Raw genomic sequence first — 22,745 nt, 5'->3', positions numbered from 1 at the left:
GAGTTACGCAATGGCCAAACGGCGTTCCAGTAAGTCCTCAAGCTCATCAAGCAACTCATCACCACGCAACAGCTCGTAGTGCCCGCCGGCCAACAGGCGATCAACGCCATGACTGCCGACCTGGCCCTCGAACACCCGACGTTCGTCGTCGCGCCCGGCCACCCACCAACGATGGGCCGAGGCCTTGATCGTCGGCAGTTGCCGATGCGCCAGCGCCAGTTGCTTGAGGCGTGAGCCGGTGGCAAAGATCTGCGTGAGCTCCCCCGCGCCCAATGCGGCCTGTTCATTGGAACCGTGCAAGGCGGCTTCAATCACGGCGGTGGAGCCCTCGCGTTCACTCAAGCCAGCGGCTTTGCGCGCAATCAACGCCTGAGCCTCATCGGCGGGCAAACCGAGCACAAACTTCAGGAAATCACCGAGGTCCTCGCGCCAGTCCCCCGCCTCTGCGGTGCCGGCCACGTAGCTGTCGACCAACCCGGCAAACGTCACGGTCTCACCTTGCGCTTCCAGTTCATGCGCAACCAACTGCGTCAACGCGCCGCCCAACGACCAGCCCAGCAAGTAATACGGTCCTTTGGCCTGTTGACTGCGAATCCGCTGCGCATAGGCTTGCGCCATGGCGAGCAGCGATTCGTCCTGCCAGTGCGGGTCAAGCAGCATGCGGCATTGCACGCCGTACACCGTGCGCCGTCCTTCCAGACGCCGCGCCAACGGTTCGTAGTCGAACACCGTGCCGAAACCGGCGTGCAGGCAAAACAGCGCCGGCACATTCGGGATCCGCGCATTCAGCGCCAGCAAAGGGTCCGGCGCAGACGTGGGTTCGGTCACCTGATAACCACTGAGTTCGGCAATGCACGGTTTCTGCATCAGATCCCGCAGCTTCAACTCGAAGCCCAGTTGCGGCTGACTGCGCACCCGCGAGATGACTTTGAGCACCTGCAACGAGTCGCCACCCAGTTCGAAGAAGTTGTCGTCGATGCCCACTTGCGGCACGCCGAGCACCTCTTGCCAGATCGCGGTCAGCGCCTTTTCCAGATCGTTGCGCGGCGCGCGATAACCACCGAGCGCCCATTCAGGCATTGGCAGTGCGCGACGGTCGAGCTTGCCGTTGGCCGACAGCGGAAAGCGTTCCAGCACCAGGATCCGTGGCGGCACCATGTAGTCAGGCAGTTGCGCTTGCAGCTCAGATTTCAAGCGACGATCCAGCCCGACAGCACCGGCCGCCACCACATAACCGACCAATTGCTTGCCGGTCGGCGTGTCGTGTACCACCACGGCGGCATCCTGCACCCCAACGCATTCGCGCAGACGCGCTTCGATCTCGCCCGGCTCGATGCGGAAACCACGGATCTTCACCTGCTGGTCAAGACGCCCCAGATAGTCGATCAACCCGCACTCGCGCTGGCGCACCAGGTCGCCGGTGCGGTACATGCGGCCACCGGCCTCGAACGGATCGGGGATGAAACGCTCGGCGCTCATGCCGGGATGCTGGTGGTAACCGCGCGCCAGGCATTCGCCGCCCAGGTACAACTCGCCGCTGACACCGACCGGCAGCGGATTGAGGTCGGCGTCCAGCACATACACACCACGCCCGGCCACGCCACGCCCAATCGGCGCATACGCCGCGTCGCAGGTTTCGCTGGCCTCGGCACGCCACAGCAGCGGCGTGACCACGGTTTCGGTCGGGCCATAACCGTTGACCAGACGCTGCGGACGCAAGGCGCGCTTGACCTGCTCGAAGCTCGCCTCCGGCACCGCATCACCGCCAAAGCAATACACCTCGACCGCCGGTGGATTGCCAAGGCGTTCGGCCACTTCGGCCATCTGTTGCAAGTAGGCCGGCGGGAAGCAGGCGACGGTGACGCCATGACGCTGCATCACTTCGAGGGTTTGCTCCGGGGTCCATAAACTGTCCTCGCGGATCACCAGGCTGCCACCGGCCAGCATCACACTCAGCCAACGCTCCTGCGCACCGTCGAAGGCGAACGACATGAAGTGCAGCTCACGGCTGCGCGGTGCCAGTTCGTAGAGCTCGATGATGCCGCGGCAATGCCGGGCAATCGGCCCACGTGCCACCGCCACGCCTTTGGGCTGGCCCGTGGAACCGGAGGTGTAAATCAAATACGCCAAGTGCCCCGGCAACGGCTGGGAAACCGGGCATTCAGCGTGGTCGGCAACGCTCAACTGGTCGAGCAGCAGACGTGGCGGGCTGTCGGCCAGGGTCAGTCGATCCCCCAGATTGCTGTCACAGAGCAACAGGCTGGCCGCCGAATCGCTCAACATATAAGCCAGCCGCTCGGCCGGGTACGCGAGGTCCAAAGGCAGATACGCCGCCCCTGCTTTAAGCACCGCGAGGAACGCAACGATGGTGCGTTCGGAACGCGGTAACGCCACCGCCACCAGACTTTCCGGGCCGATGCCGCGACCGATCAGTTGCTGCGCCAACCCATTGGCCTGCGCCTCAAGCTGTGCATAACTGACGTGCCGACCTTCGCAGATCAAGGCGATTCTCTGCGGCTGCGCTTTGACGTGTTGATTAAACGCGTGAAGCAAATCAGCGCTGTCATCTGACACCTGCGGCAGGCTCAAACGCGCCTCAGGCAAGCCAATATTGCCAAGCAGACGCGTAGCATCCTCCGGCAACGCACGCAGCAATCCTTCCAATTGCGCACGAATCCGCTCGACTTCCACGTCACTGAAGCGATCACGCAGGAACAGGTACTCAACTTCCAGGCCTTCTTCGTTGGCGCTGACCATCAAGTCCATCGGGAAGTTGGTCACCCCGCCACTGCCGACTTCGGCAAAGCGTAGCTCGCCTTCCTCGCCGCCTTTCAGGGCGCGGTCCACCGGATGGTTTTCGAACACGATGATGCTGTCGAACAAACCCTGGCCACCCTGCCCGGCCCAGCGCTGAATGTCCGACAACGGCGTGTGTTCGTAGTCACGCACCATCAGGTTGTAATCCTGCAAGTCGCGCAGCCACTCGCCCACCGGCTGCTGCGGATCAAGGGTCTGAATCACCGGCAAGGTGTTGATGAACAGACCGAGCATGTCCTGCGCACCGGCCAACCCGGTCGGGCGCCCCGCCACCGTGGCGCCGAACGCGACACTGCGCTGGCCGCTGTGGCGTTGCAGCAGCAACAGCCACGCGCCTTGCACCAGCGTGTTCAGTGTCACGCGTTGACGCTTGGCGAAGCTGTGCAGTTTGCGCGTCGCCTCGGCGTCGAGGTGGCTGTACATCACGCCGTGGCCGGAACCTTCGGCACCGGAAGCTTTGGCCAGAATGGTCGGTTCTTCGAGCAGCGCCAGGCGCTCACGCCAGAAGCCTTCGGCTTGCGCGCCGTCCTGGCGTTGCAGCCAGGCGATGTAGTCGGCGTAGCGCCCGGTCAGGCTCGGCAGGCTGTCGTTGTGGTACAGGCGCAGCATGTCGCCCAACAGACGCGAAGCGCTCCAGCCGTCGAGCAAGAGGTGATGGTAGATCCAGATCATCTGGTAACGGTCATCACCCAGGCGCACCAGGATGAAACGCATCAACGGCGGGCAACTCAGGTCGAAGCCCTTGGCCTGTTCCGCTGCGGCCAGTTCGCCCAGCGCCTGCTCGGTGTCGGAGCGGTCACGCCAGTCGAGTTCTTCGATCGGCAACTCGACGTCGGCGAACACCGCTTTCAGCGGATCGGCCAAGCCATCGCGCCAGCGGAACGCGGCGCGCAGCACTTCATGCCGCTCGACCAGCGTCTGCCAGGCCGCGCGGAAACGCGGCACCTGCAAGCCGTCGACTGCCACGCTCAACTGGTTGACGTAGGGGTTGAGCTCCGGTGAATCCAGGCAATGGAACAGCATGCCTTGCTGCATCGGCGACAGCGGATACAAGTCTTGCAGACCTTCACGGGCAGCGATGTCGATGTGCGGCACCAGTGAGAAAGCTTCGACGTTTGGCGCTTCGATCAATCTTGCTTCACGGCTGCTGGCCACGGAGGCCAAAGCACGAATGGTCTGCTGCTCGAACAGCTGCTTCGGACTGAACACCAGCCCACGCTGCCCGGCACGGCTCACCGCTTGCAGCGAAATGATCGAATCACCGCCCAGCTCAAAGAAGTTCTCGGTGACGCCCACCGACTCCAGCCCCAGCAGTTCCTGCCAGATCTCAACCAGCAACACTTCGGCCGGTGTTGCGGCGGCCACGTGATCGTGGTTCTGCCGAGTGGCTTCCGGCGCCGGCAGGCCTTGGCGATCAAGCTTACCGTTCGGCGTCAGCGGCAACGCGGCCAGGCACATCAAGTGCGCCGGCAACATGTGCGCCGGCAATCGGCTGCGCAGATGAGCCGTCAGCGCTTCACGCAGAGCCTGCTCATCGGCAAGCGGATCACGGGGCACCACGTAACCGACCAACTGGCGGCTCACCGGACCTTCACGGTCGATCACGAACGATTCACGCACGCCTTCGTGTTCCAGCAGGCAGGCTTCGATTTCGCCGAGTTCGATACGGAACCCGCGAATCTTCACTTGCTGATCGATACGGCCGAGGTATTCAACGACGCCATCGGCGCGGAACCGTGCGAGGTCGCCGCTGCGGTACAAACGCGCACCCGGCACGAATGGATCCGGCACGAAGCGTTCAGCGGTCAGGTTCGGACGTTGATGGTAACCCCGGGCGACGCCCTCGCCGCCCAGGTACAACTCGCCCGCGACGCCAACCGGCAGCGGCTGCAAGCCGCCGTCCAGAATGTAGGCGCTGCGGTTGCCCACCGGCCGGCCAATCGGCATGAACGCCGAGTCGAACCCGGTATCCGGGTACGCCAGCCAGATCAGTGGCGTGATCACCGTCTCGGTCGGGCCGTAGCCGTTGATCAAGCGCTTGGGTTGCAGCACTTGCTGGACTTCATCGAACGCGTGCTTGGCCATGCCCTCGCCGCACGGGGTGTACGAACGGATCGGCAAATCACGCCCCGCTTCGCCCATGAAGTCGGCGATCTGCGACAGATAAGTCGGGGTAAAACAGGCAATGGTGATGCCGTGTTTTTCGATCTCGGCGCAGGTGCGCTCCACGCTCCACAACTCGTCATCGCGGGGCATGACTGCCGAACCGAACACCAGCGGCGTCAGCCAGCGTTCGTGGGCGCCGTCGAAACTGATCGAGGCGAATTGCAACTCGCGGTCGTCCGGGGTCATGCCGTACAACTCGCCGATCGACAGGCAATGCATGGCCAGCGGACCGTGGGCCACACTGACGCCTTTGGGCCGCCCGGTGGAGCCTGAGGTGTAAATCAGGTACGCGAGGTTTTCGCCGCAGGTCAGGTTGATCGGGTTGGTGTCCGCCATGGACGCCAGCGGCTCGCGGTCGATTTCCAGCACCGGCAGGCCTTCGGGCAACGGCAGTTTTTCCCGCAGCCACGACTGGCTGATCATCAGCGAAATGCCGCTGTCTTCCATCAGGTAGCACAGGCGTTCCGTCGGGTAAGCCGGGTCCAGCGGCACGTAGGCGCCGCCGGCCTTGAGGATCGCCAGCAGGCCGACGATCATTTCCGGTGAGCGCTGCATCGCCAGGCCAACCCGCACTTCCGGACCAATGCCCAGTGCGCGAAGACGATGGGCCAATTGGTTGGCGCGACGGTTGAGCTGATCGAAGCTCAATTGCAGATCGTTGAAGATCAGCGCGGTGGCGTCCGGGCGAATGACCGCTTGGGCCTCGATCAACTGATGCACACAGAGCGGGTTTTGCGCGGCCGTGAATGCCGGGTTCCATTCGACCAACTGTTGCGCGCGTTCCGGCGCGGTCAGCAGGTCCAGTTCACTCAATGCCGCGTTTGGCGCGGCGACCATCGCCGCCAGCAGCGCGGCCAGATGCTCGCTCATCCGAACAATCGCTTCGCCGCTGAAATGGGCGCACTGGTAACTCCAGTTCAGGCTCAACTGGCTTTCGGCGGTGGCCGCCAGGGTCAGCGGGAAGTTAGTGCGTTCATGGTTCTGCGGAACCGAGAAGCTCAAACCGGCCGGCGCGCCTTGTTGCAGCGCTTCGGCCACCGGGAAGTTTTCGAACACCAGCAGGCTGTCGAACAGCGGCTCACCGGCACGCCCGGCCCAGCGCTGAATGTCCCCCAATGCGGTGAATTCATGCTCACGCAGTTCGAGGTTTTGTGCCTGCAACCGGGTCAGCCACTGGCCGACGCTTTCCACCGCGTCCGGGCTGCTGATCACCGGCAACGTGTTAATGAACAGGCCCAGCTGGCTTTCGGCACCCGGCAAATCCACCGGCCGCCCCGCCACAGTCGCGCCGAACGCGACACTGCGCTGGCCGCTGTAGCGTTGCAGCAACAGTGCCCAGGCGCCTTGCACCAAGGTGTTGAGGGTGACTTTTTGCTGACGGGCAAACTCGCTGAAACGCTGGCTGGTGGCGACATCGAAGGTCTGGCGATGGTCGGCAAATTCTACGGCCGGCTGATTTTTACCGTCGCCATGGGCCAGGCTCTGCGCCAGTAACGTCGGGTTGTCGAGGGTCGCCAGCTGCTCGCGCCAGAAGACCTCGTCGGCGTGGGCATCCTGACGTTGCAGCCAGCCGATGTAATCGGCGAAACGCCCGGTCGGCGCCTGCACATCCTGCCCGGCATAACGCTGCAAGACTTCGCTCAGCAGCAGCGAATTACTCCAGCCATCCAGCAACAGGTGATGGTGGGTGTAGATCAATTGCTGACGCTCATCGTCCAGCCGCACCAGGGTCAGGCGCATCAATGGCGCCCGGGTCGAATCGAGTTGCAGGCGCTCGTTGTCGATCAGTTCAATCAATGCGTCGGCCTGATCGCTGCGGCCACACCAGTCGAGACACGTCATCGGCAGTTGCAGATGACGATGGACCACTTGCACCGGCGCTTCGAAACCGTCGGGGAAGTGGAAGCTGCTGCGCAGGATCGGATGGGTGTCGAGCACCGCTTGCCAGGCGCGGCCAAGACGCTCGGCGTCGAGGCCACGGGCTTGGACGCTGAGCTGATTGACGTAGGCGCCAGACGCCGATTCATAGAGGCTGTGGAACAACAGACCGGCCTGCATCGGCGACAGCGGATACAGGTCTTCGATCTGCGCCGGCGGCACCGGCAAGCCATCGAGTTGCGCCTGGGTCAGGCGCGCCAGCGGGAAGTCTGCCAGGGTCACGCCTCCCGCACCGTCGCTCAGGCAATGGTCGATCAGCCCCAGCAATTCACGTTGGTAATCGGCGGCCAGCGCTTCGATTTCACGTGTGTCGAAGCATTCGCGGCTGAAGGTCCAGTCGAGTTTCAGTTCGCCGCCATACACCTGGCCGTCCACCGACAGCCAGTTCGGCAACGGTGCGTCCGCCGATTGCGCGGCGCCGCTGGACTCCTTGGCCGGGGTGAACAGGGCGTCTTCGGCGAAGCTCTGGTCGAACTGCCCGAGGTAGTTGAACGTCACGCGTGCTTGCGGCAAACCGGCCAACGCCGCTTGGGTCGAGGCATCGCCCAGGTAGCGCAGCAGGCCGTAGCCCAGGCCTTTTCCGGGGATTTCGCGCAGTTGCTGCTTGATGGCCTTGATCGAGCCCGCCAGGTCGGCGGTCGGCGTCAGGCGCACCGGAAACAGACTGGAGAACCAGCCGACGGTGCGGGTCAGGTCGATGTCGTCGAACAGCTCTTCGCGACCATGGCCTTCGAGTTGAATCAGCGCCGAAGCGTCACCGGTCCAGCGGCTGAGGGTTCGGGCCAGCGCGGTCAGCAGCAGGTCGTTGACCTGTGTGCGGTAAATCGCTGGCGCCTGTTGCAGCAGCCTGGTGGTTTGATCGCGGTCCAGGCCGATGCTCACGCCTTGGCGCAGATGCCCGGCCTGACTGGCTTGGGCATTGGCGGAGGGCAGCGAATCATTGGCGACGCTCAGCTGCGCTTGCCACCAGTCCAGTTCGCTGGCAGCGGCTTCGGAGCGGGCGTAGGCGTCAAGTTTGTCGGCCCAGGCCTGGAAAGCGCTGGTCTTCGGTGGCAGGTCTTGCCCTTGATAAGCGGCTTGCAAATCTTCCAGCAACACCCGCCACGATACCCCGTCCACCGCCAGGTGATGGATCACCAACAGCAACCGCTGCGAACCATCCGCCTGAGCGATCAACGCGATGCGCAGCAGCGGACCGTCTTGCAGACTGAGGCTGCGCTGCGCCTCGTCGCACACCGATTCCAGCGAAGCATCGTTGGCCACGCGGGCGGTCCAGAGCATGTCGATCACATCGCAGCTGTCAGCCCCGACATAACGCGCCGACCATTGGCCATCGACCTGACTGAAGCGCAGACGCAGGGCATCATGCTGCTTGAGCAAACGTTGCAGCGCGGCTTGCAGGCGTGGCAATTCAAGGGTTTCGCGTGGCGTCAGCAGCACCGCCTGGTTCCAGTGCGCGCGTTGCGGGATCGGCTCGTCGAAGAACCAGCGCTGGATCGGCGTGAGTTTTTGCAGGCCTTCCACCGGCCCTTGCTGCGCCAGCGGGGCGGCCTGTTCCTTGACCACGGCGGCCAGGGCTTGCAAGGTTTGCTGCTGGAACAGGTCGCGGGGTTGCAGGCTCAGGCCGGCGCGGCGCGCACGGCTGACCACCTGAATCGAAATGATCGAGTCGCCGCCCAGTTCAAAGAAATTGTCCTGACGCCCGACCTGCTCCACGCCCAGCACGTCCTGCCAGATCTGCGCCAGCACCTGTTCATGTTCGCTGCGTGGCGCTTCGAAGGCGCGTTGGCTGACCTGTGCGGTCGGCGCGGGCAGGCGTTTGCGCTCGAGTTTGCCGTTGGGGCTCAGGGGCATTTGCTCGATCAGCACGGTCTGCGCCGGCACCATGTAATCCGGCAGGCTCGCCAGCAAATGGCTTTTCAGGGTTTCACGCCACGCGCCTTGTTGCTCGGCATCGGCGCTGACCAAGGCTCGGTCCTGCGGCACGATGTACGCGACCAACTGCTTGCCGCCCGGGCCATCGAGGGCCAACACTACGGCTTCCTGCACGTCTGCATGCTCTTGCAGGCGCGCTTCGATTTCGCCCAGTTCGATGCGCAAACCGCGAATCTTCACTTGGTGGTCGATGCGCCCGCAGTAGTCGATGGCACCGTCCGTGCGATAGCGTGCCAGGTCACCGGTGCGGTACAGACGCTCGCCGCTGCCAAACGGGTCGACCACGAAACGCTCGGCGGTCAGCGCGCCACGACGGTGGTAACCGCGCGCCAGGCCGACGCCGCCCAGGTACAACTCGCCCACCGCGCCCAGTGGCAACGGTTGCAGTTCGCTGTCGAGGATGCAGGTGCGCAAGTTGGCAATCGGCCGGCCAATCGGCACGCTGTCACGCCCTTCTTCCACGCAGGTCCAGTGGGTCACGTCGATGGCCGCTTCGGTCGGACCATAGAGGTTGTAGAGATTGGCTTGCGGCAGGCTGCGCAAGGTCTGGCGTTGCAGTTCCATCGGCAGCGCTTCACCGCTGCAAATGATCCGCTGCAACGAGGTGCAGGCCAGCGCTTCGTCGGCAGCGATGAACGCCGAGAGCATCGACGGCACGAAGTGCAGCGTGGTGATCGCCTGCTCGACGATCAACGCGGCCAGGCGTTGCGGATCACGGTGCTCGCCCGGCGCGGCGAGCACCAGGGTGGCGCCCTTCATCAGCGGCCAGAAAAATTCCCACACCGACACGTCGAAACTGAACGGCGTCTTTTGCAGCACGCGGTCGCTCGGCTGCAAGTTGTAGGCTTGCTGCATCCACGCCAGACGGTTATGCAGCGCCACATGGCGGTTACCGGCCCCCTTGGGTTTGCCGGTGGAGCCGGAGGTGTAAATCACATAAGCGAGGTTTTCCGCGACCGCAAGGTTGGGCAGGTCAGTGCCCGGCAAGTCGTTCAGCCAATCGGCGTCGGCGTGCAGGCACAAGGTGCGCACGTTGTCCGGGGTCGGCAGTTGCGCCAGCAGATATTCCTGGGTCAGCAACAACGTAATGCCGCTGTCTTCGATCATGTAGCTCAGGCGATCAACCGGGTACTCCGGGTCCAGCGGCACATATGCACCGCCCGCCTTGAGAATCGCCAGCAGGCCGACAACCATTTCAAACGAACGGTCGCAGGCAATCCCCACCAGCACGTCCGGGCCGACACCCTGGGCACGCAAGTGGTGGGCCAAACGGTTGGCGCGCCGGTTCAGCTCGGCGTAACTCAGGGACTGGCCCTGGAACACCAGCGCCGTCGCCTCTGGGTGTTCAACTACGCGTTCTTCGAAATGGCGCTGCACGCAGACTTCGCCCGGATAGGCCTGAGCGGTGTCGTTGAGCTCGTCGAGGATGCGCAGACGCTCATCGGCGTCCAGCAACGGTAACTCGGCGAGCGGGCATTGCGGGTTGGCCAGAACACCGGCCAACAAATTGCGCCAGTGCCGCGCGAGGTGTTCGATGCGTTCAGCGTCGAACAGATCGGTGGCGTAAGTCAGGCTGGCGAACAGCTTGTCGCCCTCCTCCTGGGTGTCCAGTTGCAGGTCGAACTGGGTGGTGTGCGCCGTGGCGTTCAATGCCTCGACGCGCAGGCCGGCGAGCAAGCCGCTGACCGCCGCCGGTGTGGCTTGCTGGTGGTTGAACATCACCTGGAACAGCGGGCTGTGACTGAGGCTGCGTTCACCTTGCAGCGCCTGCACCAGACGCTCGAACGGCAAGTCCTGATAATCCTGGGCATCCAGCGAGGCGGCGCGGGTCTGGTCGAGCAATTGGCTGAACGGCAGACGTCCGTCCAGTTCCGCACGCATCACCTGGGTGTTGACGAAGAACCCGATCAAGCCACGGGTTTCCGCGCGATTACGGTTGGCAATCGGCACACCGACACGCACGTCGGCCTGGCCGCTGTAGCGATAGAGCAAGGCCTGGAAGCTCGCCAGCAACAGCATGAACGGCGTGACACCGCGCTGCTTGGCCAGGCTCATCAGACCGCTGGCCAACGTGGCATCGAGGGCGAAATCCAGACGCGCACCGCGCTGGCTCGGTTGCGCCGGGCGCGGACGGTCGGTCGGTAATTCGAGCAGCGGTTGTTCGCTGCCCAGGCGGTCGCGCCACCAGTTGAGTTGACGTTCCAGCTCGCCCGCCTCCATCCAGCGTCGTTGCCACATCGCATAGTCTGAATACTGGATCGGCAGTGCCTCCAGCACCGTGTTCTGACCTTGGCAATGCGCGGCGTAGAGCCGGGAAAACTCTTCCACCAGCACGCCCATCGACCAGCCATCGGTGACGATGTGGTGCAAGGTCAGCAACAGCACGTGGTCTTCGGCATCAAGTTGCAACAGGCTGACCCGCAACAGCGGACCGTGTTGCAGATCGAACGGCCGGGCGATGTCCTGTTCGACGCTGTTCATCGCCTGATCGAAGCGCTGATCCTGAGGTTCGCCGCGCAGGTCGATCTGCTCGATGGGCAGCGAGGTGAACTCGGCCAGCGTCTGCACCACTTGCCCGTCGTCCTCGACGAACCGGCTGCGCAAACTCTGATGCCGCTGCAGCAGCCCATCGAAACTCTGCTGCAACGCAGCAACGTTCAGCGGCCCGTGCAAACGCAGCGCGGCCGGAATGTTGTACGCCGAACTGTGTGGATCAAGTTGCCAGAGGAACCATTGGCGCTGCTGCGCGTATGACAATTCGAACGTTGCTTGCAGCTCCGCAGCCGGCGGAATCGGCAACTGGCCGAAGCTCACGCCCTGCTCTTGCATGCGTTGCAGAAACTCGCGGCGCTTATCAGCCGGCAGGCCGGCGAAGCGGCTGGCGATACGCTGGGCAGTGGTGTGTTCCATCAGTTGATCTCCATCTCGTCGAGAAGCGACTCAAGCGCATCAAGACGTGCATCGTTGTCAGCCGGGGCGTGTTGCCCGGCCATGGCGGCATAAGCCTGAAGGTCGGTGGATTCGAACAGCGCGCGCAGCGGCAGCTCGATGCCCAGTTCCAGTTCCACACGGGCACTGGCCTGGGCCGCGAGCAATGAATGCCCGCCCAATTCAAAGAAGTTGTCGCGTCGGCCTATCTGCGCCACGCCCAGCACGTCGGCCCAGATCGCGGCCAGTTGCTGTTCGAGGTCGCCCTCGGGGGCTTCGAACGGCCGTTGCCATTCCTGGGCATCGGGCACCGGCAGCGCCTTGCGGTCGAGCTTGCCGTTGCCGGTCAATGGCAAGGCATCCAGCAGCAACCAGTGGCTCGGCACCATGTAGTCCGGCAGATCCACCTTGAGCGCGGTGCGTAGGTTGTCGCGCCAGGCGATCGGGTCATGCGGGGTTTGCTCGGCCACGACGTAGGCGCACAGCTGCGGCCCGCCGTCGCAGGCATGCACGCTCAACACCGCTTGGCGCACGCCCGGTTGGGCCAGCAGCGCAGCTTCGATTTCACCCAATTCGATGCGGAAACCGCGGATTTTTACTTGCTGGTCGATCCGGCCGAGGTAGTCGATGCTGCCATCGGCACGCTGACGCGCCAGATCGCCGCTGCGATAAAGACGCTGCGAAGCCTCGAACGGGCTCGGCACAAAACGCTCGGCGGTCAGGCCGAAACGGCCGTGATAACCCCGCGCCAGACCGGCGCCGGCGATGTACAACTCGCCCGCCACACCCACCGGCACCGGTTGCAGCTGACTGTCGAGCAAGTACCAGCGCAGGTCGCGGATCGGCAGGCCGATCGGGCTTTGGGCCTTGCCGTCGAGGTCGGCCAGGCGGATCGCACGGTAGGTCACGTGCACCGTGGTTTCGGTGATGCCGTACATGTTGACCAGGGTTGGCTGTTGGTCGCCGAAGCGCTCGAACCACGGACGCAGGCTCGCGACTTCGAGGGCTTCGCCGCCGAAAATCACCTGACGCAACGCCATGCTTCGTGGGCTGGCACAGGCAATCGGCAACAACTGGCGGAACGCGCTCGGCGTCTGGTTCAACACCGTCACGCCCTCATCACAGAGCAAGCGATGGAATTGCTGCGGCTCGCGGCTGATGTCATACGGCACGATCACCAGACGCCCGCCGGTGCACAGCGAACCAAACAGCTCCCACACCGAGAAGTCGAAGGCGTAGGAATGGAACAGCGTCCAGACATCGTCCGGACCGAAGCCAAACTCGCCAGCCGTGGCCGTGAGCAGACGCCCGACGTTGCCATGGCTGAGCAATGCGCCTTTAGGACGACCGGTGGAACCGGAGGTGTAGATCACGTAGGCGAGGTTGTCCGGGGTCGCCAGCGCTGGCAGGTTGGCGTCACTGACCCCATCCAGCTGCAACGATTCCAGGCTCAGCACCTGCACGCCGTCTCGGGCCGGCAGACTGTCGATCAAGTGTTGCTGGGTCAGTAGCAGCGTGATGCCGCTGTCTTCGATCATGTAGCTCAGGCGTTCGGCCGGGTAATGCGGGTCGAGCGGCACGTAGGCGCCGCCGGCCTTGAGAATCGCCAGCAACCCGATCACCAATGGCATCGCCCGCTCGGTGGCGATGCCCACGCGCACTTCTGGCCCGACGCCCTGCTCGCGCAGTGTGCGCGCCAAGCGGTTGGCCTGGGCGTTGAGTGCGGCGTAGGTCAATTGCTCGCCTTCGTAGACCAGGGCGACGGCATTCGGCCGTTGTGCGGCTTGCGCTTCGAACAACTGATGCAAGGTCGGCGACGTCGGTTGCGCCTGGAATGCGGGGTTCCAGTGCTGCACCAAAGCCTCTTGCTGCGCCCCGTCAATCAGGGGCAGTTCGGCGACGCGTTGCTGCGGATCGCTGACTACCGCGCGCAGCAGGTTCAGCCACTGCTCGCCAAGGCGCTGCATCGACGCTTCGTCATACACATCCGTGGCGTAGGTCAGGCTGGCATCCAGTGCTTCGCCCTGCTCCTGAGTATCGAGGACCAGATCGAACTGCGTGGTGTGTTGCTGCCAGTGCAGACGCTCGACGTTCAGGTCGGCAACCGTGCGTTCGACACTCGCGCCCAACGGCTGCTGATGGTTGTAGAGCACCTGGAACAACGGGCTGTGATTGAGGCTGCGGTCCGGTTGCAAGGCGTCGACCAGCTGCTCGAACGGCAAGTCCTGATTCGCTTGCGCGCCCAATGCAACCTGTTTGACCTGTTGCAACAAGGTGCTGAACGGCTGCTGCCCATCGATCTCGGCACGCAGCACCTGGGTGTTGATGAAGAAGCCGATCAGGCCTTCGGTTTCGAGACGCGAACGACCGGCGCTCGGCACGCCAACGTTGATGCGCGACCGCCCGCTCTGGCGATGCAGCAAGGTCTGGAAACTCGCCAGCAACAGCATGAACAACGTCACTTGCTGTTCCTGGGCACGTTGACGTAAACCGGCGAGCAACTCGCGATCCACGTTGAGCATCAGGCTGGCACCGCGCTCGCTGCGGCGGGCCGGACGGGTCAGTTCGCTGGGCAATTCCAGCGGCGCCTGGCTGCCGGCCAGTTGCTCACGCCACCACGTCAGTTGGCGTGCACCCTCGCCCGCTTCCAGCCAGTCGCGCTGCCAGCGGGCGTAGTCGCTGTAGTTCACCGGCAGGTCAGCCAAACCGGCGGCGCGCCCGCAGGCAGCCGCCTGATACAAGGAGCTGAACTCATCGACCATGACCTGCATCGACCAGCCGTCGGCAGCGATGTGATGGACGGTGAGGACCAGCACGTGCTCGTCAGTGTTCACTTGCAACAGCAACATGCGCCATAGCGGACCGTTGTGCAGGTCGAACGGACGAGCGATTTCTTCGGCCACGGCCGTGTCGACCGACACCTGATCGAGTGTGCGTTCCTCCAGTTGCAACGCCAGATTGTCGTGCAGCACCGGGCGTGCCTGCAGACCATCTTGTTCGAAGGTCGTGCGCAGGGTTTGGTGACGGGCCTGCAACCGGGCGAAGGCTTCGCGCAGGGCTTCGCGGTTCAGCGGGCCTATGAGGCGCAGTGCGGCAGGAATGTTGTAGGCCGGGCTTTGCGGGTCCAGTTGCCAGAGAATCCATTGGCGCTGTTGGGCAAAAGACAAAACCTGCGGCTGATCGATCACGGCACGTTGTAGCAAAGGTTGACCGCTGATATTTCCCAGCGCGGCACGCCCGGCAAATTCTGCCAGGTTCGCGGCGGAGAACAGGCTGCTCACCGACAGTTCGAGCTGCAACTGCTGCCGCACCCGCGAGATCACCTGAAGCACCAGCAACGAGTGCCCGCCGAGCGCGAAGAAGTTGTCGTTGCGGCCAACTTGCCCGACCTGCAACACGTCCTGCCAGATCAGCGCGAGTTGCGTTTCCAGCCCTTCGACCGGGGCCACGAAGTCACGCTGGGCATCGCCAGCTTCAGCACGCGGCAAGGCTTTGCGATCCAGTTTGCCGTTGTTGTTGAGCGGCAGCTTCGGCAGCAGGACCAAGTGATTCGGCACCATGTATTCCGGCAGCGACTGATGCAGAGCGGCTTTCAGGCCTTCCAGATAATCAACTTCGGACGACAGCGAATCGCCGGCCACGATGTACGCCACCAGTTGCGTGCCGTCCTGGGCGATGACCGCCGCTTCACGCACGTCTTCACGGGCTTGCAGGCAGGCTTCGATCTCGCCCATTTCGATGCGGAAACCGCGGATCTTCACTTGATGGTCGATGCGGCCGACGTATTCCAGCTGCCCTTGAGCGTTGTAGCGCGCCAGATCGCCGCTGCGGTACAGACGCGCGCCCGGTTCACGGGCAAACGGGTCCGGCAGGAAACGTTCAGCGGTCAGCGCCGGACGATTGAAGTAGCTTTGCGCGAGGCAGGCCGGAGCGCCGATGCACAGTTCGCCGACACCGCCGGACGGCAGCAACTGACCCGCCGCATCCAGCACATACAGCGCACGGCCGGCGATGGCACGACCAATCGGAATGCCAAACGCATCGCTGGCATCGTCGAGACGGCACTCATGCACGCTGGACACCACGGTCGCTTCGGTCGGGCCATAGGTGTTGAGCAGTCGCATGTGGCTCAATCCGGCCTGATGCCACAGGCGCAAACCTTCGACCGACATCGCTTCGCCTCCGACGTGGACCTGGCGCAAAGCACCGAGACCGCTGACCACGCCGCTCGCGCATTCGCGAGCGAGCAAGTACCAGTAAGCGGCCGGCAAGTCCGCCACGGTCACGCCGTGCTGGACGATTTCGGCGGCGAGGCGACCGGCGTCCCACACGTCATCGCCGCGCATGATCAACGCCGCGCCGACGCACAACGCCGGGAAACATTGCTCGACGAAACCGTCGAAGCTGAAGGTCGCGAATTGCAACACCCGGTCCGACGCCGACAGCACCGAATAGTCGGCGGCGCTCTGGCAGAACTCGCGCAACGCGGCATGGGCGATGGCCACGCCTTTGGGTTGGCCGGTGGAGCCGGAGGTATAGATGATGTAGGCCAGATCGTCGGCGACCGCGTGGTGGTGCGGATTGCTGTCGGGGTAGTCGGTGCCGTCCTCAAGGCTGAGACGGCGCACGCCCGGCACCTCCTCCAGCAGACCGGATTCGCACAGCAGCACGTCGAGACGGCTGTCATCGATCATGTAGGCCAGGCGTTCGTTCGGGTATTTCGGATCGAGCGGCACGTAGGCGGCGCCACTTTTGAGCACCGCCAGCAGGCTGACGATCAGCTGCGGACCACGGTGCAGCGCCAGGCCGACACGCTTGCCCGGACCGGCACCGTTGGCCATCAGACGATGGGCCAGACGGTTGGCCTGGGTGTTCAATTGCGCGTAGCTCAGGGACTGGCCGTCAACCTGCAACGCCAGCGCGTCCGGGGTCGCGGCGGCCTGCGCGGCGATCTGCTCGTGGGCCAGAAGTGTTGTGGACAACTCGATTGTCGGCGGTTGGCTGATCGCGAGCAGCGCGTTTTTGCCGTCGACGTCGAGCAGTTCCAGCGCGCCAAGTGCGGCGTCCGGCTGGGTGACAAGTTGCATGAGCAGGTGCTGCAAATTGGCCGACAAGCCGGCAACTTGCGCCGCGCTGAAACGCGCTGCGTCGTAGCTGAAGTCCAGGCTCAGGCCTTCGCCCAACTCGATGCCCAACGTCAGCGGATAGTGGGTGCGCTCGTGATTGTGCAAATTGCCGAACGACAACCCGGCCGGTGCGCCCTGTTTCAACGCTTCGGCCACCGGGAAGTTTTCGAACACCAACAGGCTGTCGAACAGCGCCGCCCCCTGCTGCCCCGCCCAGCCCTGAATGTCGTAAAGCGGCACGTGCTCGAACTCGCGCATGGCCAGGTTCAGCCCTTGCAGCTCGCCCAGCCATTGGCTGACGGTGCAATCCGGCTTCATCGCACAGACCAGCGGCAACGTATTGATGAATAAGCCGAGTTGCGCTTCGATCCCCGGCAACGGCGCGGAACGCCCGGCAACCGTGGCCCCAAACACCACGCAATCCTGGCCGGTGCAACGATGCAGCAACAGGCTCCACGCCCCTTGCAGCACGGTGTTGAGAGTGACTTTCTGCTGGCGGGCAAACTCGATCAGACGCTGGGTGGCGCGGCTATCAAGGGCGACGCGGAATTCCTCGCTGCCCTCGGCGCCCACTGGCGGGCGCAAGGCTTCGGCCAGCAACGTCGGCGCTTCCAGCGGTGCCAAAACGGCTTTCCAGAACTGCTCGCCTTCGGCAGCCGATTGCTGCTGCAACCAGCCCAGATAATCACGGTATTGCCCGGTCGGTGCCGGCAGCGCCTGGCCAGCGGCGTAATGCTGGATCACTTCGGCGAGCAACTGCGCGTTGCTCCAGCCGTCCATCAAAATATGGTGGCTGGTGTAGATCAGGTGCCAGTCATTGGCGCCCATGCGCACCAGCGTCAAGCGAAACAGCGGCGCACTGCCCAATTCAAAACCTTGGGCACGTTCGGCGTCGGCCAGCGCATCGGTGTCGGTGTCGGTGTCGGTGGCGTCCAGCACTTCAAGCGGCAACGCGACGTGGCGGACAATCGCCTGATGCGCGGTGTCGAGGCCTTGCCAGTGGAAGCGGCTGCGCAGGATGTCGTGACGCTCCAGCGCGGTTTGCCAGGCCTGAGCGAATCGCTGCGGATCGAGGCCCTGAATGTCCAGACGTAACTGACTGATGTAGGCGCCGACTTGCGGTTCGTACAGCGTGTGGAACAGCATGCCCTGCTGCATTGGCGACAGGGGATACAGGTCTTTAAGGGGCGCGACCGACAATTCGTCGAGTTGCACCTGACTGATGCGTGCCAACGGGAAATCCGACGGCGTGGCCTGAGGCACTTCAACGCCGCAGCAGTGTTCGATCAGCGCGTTGAGTTCTTGGGCGTAATCGTCTGCCAGACGCTGGATGGTCGCGGTGTTGAACATCTCGCGACTGAAACCCCAGCTCAGCGCCAACTCGCCACCGTAGACCTGGCCTTCGACCGTCAGCCAGTTGCCCAGCGGCGCCGACGGATCCTGGGCCACGCCATTGCCTTCGGTGGACGGCACGAACAGCGCGGCGCCGTCGAACTGGCGGTCGAACTGCCCGAGGTAGTTAAAGGTGATGCGCGGTTGCGGCAACGCGGCCAGATCGGCGCGCATCGCCGGGTCGCCGAGGTAACGCAGCGCGCCGTAGCCGAGGCCTTTGTCCGGCACGGCACGCAGTTGTTCCTTGATGGTCTTGATCGACGCACCGAGGTCACTCGACGGCATCAGGTTGACCGGGAACAGGCTGGTGAACCAGCCGACGGTGCGGGTCAGATCGATGTCGTCAAACAGGTCTTCACGACCATGGCCTTCGAGCTGAATCAGCGTGCTGCCCTGCCCGCTCCAGCGGCACACCACCCGTGCCAGTGCGGTCAGCAGCAGGTCGTTGACCTGGGTGCGATATGCCGCCGGAGCCTGTTGCAGCAGTTTGCGGGTTTGCTCGGCATCGAGTTTGATCTCGAGTTTGTGTTCGAAGCGGTTTTGCAGCGCGCCGTTCGGACGGTCACACGGCAAATCGGTCGGTGCGTCGCGCAGCTGGGCCTGCCAGTGACCGAGGCTGTTTTCAAACGCGGGCAAATGTTCTTGCAGTCGGGCGACCCAGCGCTGATAAGTGCTGGTTTTCGCCCTCTTCACGGGGCTGCCGCTGTAGAACTGCTGTAAATCTTCCAGCAACACGCGCCAGGAAACACCGTCCACCGCCAGGTGATGGATGACCAGCAGTAAACGCTGAGAACCGTCCGCCATCGCCACCAGCAGCGCCCGGATCAACGGGCCATTTTGCAGATCGAGGCTGCGCTGGGCTTCGTCGCACAGCGCATTGAGTGCTTCGACCGATTGCGCCTGACGCTGCCACAACACTGACTCGGTGGTCGGCGCCGCATAGACCTGCTGCCAGCCTTCAGCGGTCTGCTCGTAACGCAGGCGCAAGCTGTCGTGATGGGTCAGCAACTGCTCAAGCGCGCGGTCCAGCGCCTCGACGTTCAACGCCTCGCGCGGCACCAGCAACAGCGATTGGTTCCAGTGCTGACGCTCGGGAATTGCTTGCTCGAAGAACCCCTGTTGCACCGGCGCCAGCGCCACCGCGCCAGTCGCCGGACCTTGATCGATCAACGCGTGCTCGCCGCTGCGGGCAGCCTGGGCCAGGCTGCGGACGGTCTGGTGCTGGAACAGGTCCTTGGGGCTCAACACGATCCCGGCCTGGCGCGCACGGCTGACCACTTGCATCGAGACGATGGAGTCGCCGCCCAGTTCGAAGAAGTTGTCTTCAAGGCCGACGTTGTCGATGGCCAGCACGTCCTGCCAGATCGCGGCGAGGGCTTTTTCCATCGTTGTGCGCGGAGCGACGTGCTCGCGCTGTTGCTGCGCGCCGTCAATCGCCGGCAAGGCCTTGCGGTCGAGTTTGCCGTTGGGGGTCAGCGGCAGCTGCGCGAGGAACAGCAGGAACGCCGGGACCATGTAGTCCGGCAGGTGTAGGCGCAATGCCGCTTTCAGGGTTTCACGCAGGGTGGCTTGCGCATCGGCGTCATCGACCAACGCCGGATCGGTCGGCACGATGTAGGCCACCAGTTGCTGCCCGTTGACGCCGTCCTGCGCCAACACAGCCAGTTCACGCACGTCCGCTTGCTGCAACAGCCGTGCTTCGATTTCGCCCAGCTCGATACGGAAGCCACGGACCTTGACCTGATGGTCAATGCGCCCGACGTATTGCAACGAACCGTCGACCTGATAACGGGTCAAGTCGCCGGTGCGGTACAAGCGCTCGCCGTTGCTGGCGAACGGGTTCGGCACGTATTTTTCGGCAGTCATGCCTGGGCGTGCGAGGTAACCGCGGGTGATGCCGGCGCCCGCCAGGTACAGCTCGGCGGACACGCCTTGGGGCACCGGTTGCAGGTCGGCGTCCAGCAAATAGCTGGCGGTGTGCTTGAGGGGACGGCCGATGTTCGCGCGACCGCCCGCTGCACGGCGGGTCCAGGTCGAATAGGTGGTGTCCTCCGACGGCCCGTACAGATCGTAGACGTGTGCGACGGTCGACTGCTCATACAACGCGTCCACCAGGCTCTGCTTCAGCGGCTCGCCGGCGAGGTTGATGATGCGCACGCTCGGCGGGATCTGTCCGTCGCGCTGCAAGGCGTTGATTGCCGACGGCACGGTGTTGATCAGGCGCACCTGATCCCGGGCCGGCAGCTGCGGCAACTCCAGGGCGTTGCGGGCGATGATCACCGAGCCGCCGTTGGCCAGGGTCACAAACAATTCCCATACCGACAGGTCGAAGCACACCGAGGTCGAGGCCAGCACGCCCTGGATGTCTTCGCGGCTGTACACCGATTTAGACCAGTCGATCAGCGCCAGCACGTTGCGATGGGCGATGGACACGCCCTTGGGTTTTCCGGTGGAGCCGGAGGTGTAAATCACGTAGGCCAGGTTGTCCGGCGTGACGCGGGTGACCGGCGCGCTGCTCGGGTAAGCGGCCCAGGTCATATCGTCCATCAGCAACACCTGGGTATCGGCTGCCACGGCCAATGTCGCGGCGACCGAATGCTCGGTCAGCAGCACCAGGGCGCGGCTGTCTTCGAGCATGTAGGCGACGCGTTCGGCCGGGTAATCCGGGTCCAGTGGCACGTAGGCGCCACCGGCCTTGAGGACGGCAAGCAGCGCGACCAGCAAGCTGTCGGAACGCTGCATCGCCACGCCGACCCGGACTTCCGGGCCGACCCCCAGTTCGATCAGCCGGTGGGCCAGGCGATTGGCCTGAGCGTCGAGTTCGGCGTAGGTCAGATGCTGGGTGGCGAAGGTCACCGCCAACGCGTCCGTCCTGGCCGCGACTTGCTGGCTGATCAGTTCATGAATGCACAAATCCTGCGCGAAGCTTTCGTCAGCGCGATTCCAGTCATGCACGATGCGCTGGTATTCAGTGCTTTCCAGCAGCGGCAGATCGCTGATGCGCTGCTGCGAATCGCTGACCATGCCCTGCAATAGATGCGTCCAGTGCTGCGCCATGCGCGCGATGGTCGCGGCGTCGAACAGGTCGTTGGCGTAGGTCAGCGCCGCGTGCAGTTTGCCGCCCTTTTCATACGTATCGAGGGTCAGGTCGAACTGCGTGGTGCGCCCTTCCCACTCGATTACGCCCAGCGCCAGGCCGGAGGCGGTGCTGACCGTGGAAATGTCCGCGACCTGCGGCTGGTGGTTGTACATCACCTGGAACAGCGGCGTGTGGCTGAGGCTGCGTTCCAGTTTCAGCGCCTCGACCAGGCGCTCGAATGGCAGGTCCTGATGGGCCTGGGCGCCAAGGGCGGTTTCCTTGATGGCGCGCAGCAACTCGTCGACGCGGGTCTGACCATCGAGCTTCGTGCGCAACACCTGGGTGTTGACGAAGAAGCCGATCAGGCCTTCGATCTCGGCGCGGTTACGGTTGGCAATCGGCACGCCGACGCGGATGTCGGTCTGCCCGGTATAGCGATGCAGCAGCGCGTTGAAGGCGCCGAGCAACAGCATGAACAGGGTGACGCTGTGTTTCTGCGCCGTGGCCCGCAGTTGCTCGGCCAGTTGCGGGTCGACCGCAAACTCGTAACGGGTGCCGCGATAGCTCGGCATCGCCGGGCGCGGGTGATCGGTGGGCAGTTCCAGCACCGGGTGCTCATCACCCAGTTGCGCTTGCCAGTAGTCGAGTTGACGCGCCTGTTCGCCCGCCTCGAGCCAGCGGCGTTGCCACAACGCGTAGTCGCTGTACTGGATCGGCAATGGCGCGATTTGCGGTTGCGCGCCCGCCTCAAAGGCGTCGTAGCAGCGGATGAATTCGTCGATCAGCACGTTCATCGACCAGCCGTCGGACACGATGTGGTGCAGGGTCAGCAGCAGGACGTGTTCTTCCTCGGCGAGCCTGAGCAAGGTGACGCGCAGCAGCGGGCCGACTGACAGATCAAACGGCAACACCGATTGCTGCTCGGCTGCCTTGGCGACTGCCACTTCGCGCTCCGTGGCTGGCAAGGCGCTGAAATCCACATGATCGATGACCAGCGGCGCGCTGGCCGGCACTTGCAGCAACGTGTCGTCGGCCTGGCGCTGGAACACCGTGCGCAGGGTTTCGTGACGCGCCACCAGGCTGGCGAAGGCTTGCTCCAGCGCCGGCAGGCTCAAACGCCCGGTCAGGCGCACCGCACCGGGCAGGTTGTAGGCGCCGCTTTGTGGGTCCAGTTGCCAGAGAAACCACATGCGTTGCTGGGCATACGACAGCGCCTGGCGATCTTCGGCGCCGACGCCGGCTGGAATGGGGAACCGGGCGAAATCAACGCCTTCCTTTTGCAAGGCCGCAAGGAACATCTGGCGCTTTTCCAGGGGCAACCCGATAAACCGGCGAGCAAGTTTCAAGGAGTCTTCAGCATTCAT

At 63.9% G+C, this 22,745-nt stretch carries 2 protein-coding genes; both read right to left on the bottom strand.

Annotated elements, in window-relative coordinates; all coding sequences use genetic code 11:
- Nucleotides 1-3: 3 nt before the first annotated feature.
- Nucleotides 4-11,766: a non-ribosomal peptide synthase/polyketide synthase gene (locus FBY01_RS18495; protein WP_145308898.1), complete on the bottom strand. Its 11,763-nt coding sequence runs from the start codon at nucleotides 11,764-11,766 to the stop codon at nucleotides 4-6.
- Complete coding sequence (locus FBY01_RS18490) at nucleotides 11,766-22,745, bottom strand: non-ribosomal peptide synthetase (protein ID WP_145308896.1); 10,980 nt, start codon at nucleotides 22,743-22,745, stop codon at nucleotides 11,766-11,768. Before FBY01_RS18490 ends, FBY01_RS18495 begins: the two co-directional genes overlap by 1 nt.

It is taken from the genome of Pseudomonas sp. SJZ077, assembly GCF_007993905.1.
Taxonomy (GTDB): domain Bacteria; phylum Pseudomonadota; class Gammaproteobacteria; order Pseudomonadales; family Pseudomonadaceae; genus Aquipseudomonas; species Aquipseudomonas mandelii.
Note: the sequence above shows the minus strand (reverse complement) of the source record. Positions and strands in the feature narration are given on the sequence as shown.

What these genes read in the sequence shown, in the direction of transcription:
- FBY01_RS18495 (WP_145308898.1), bottom strand. Translation starts at nt 11,766, where the DNA reads ATGGAACACACCACTGCCCAGCGTATCGCCAGCCGCTTCGCCGGCCTG.
- FBY01_RS18490 (WP_145308896.1), bottom strand. Translation starts at nt 22,745, where the DNA reads ATGAATGCTGAAGACTCCTTGAAACTTGCTCGCCGGTTTATCGGGTTG.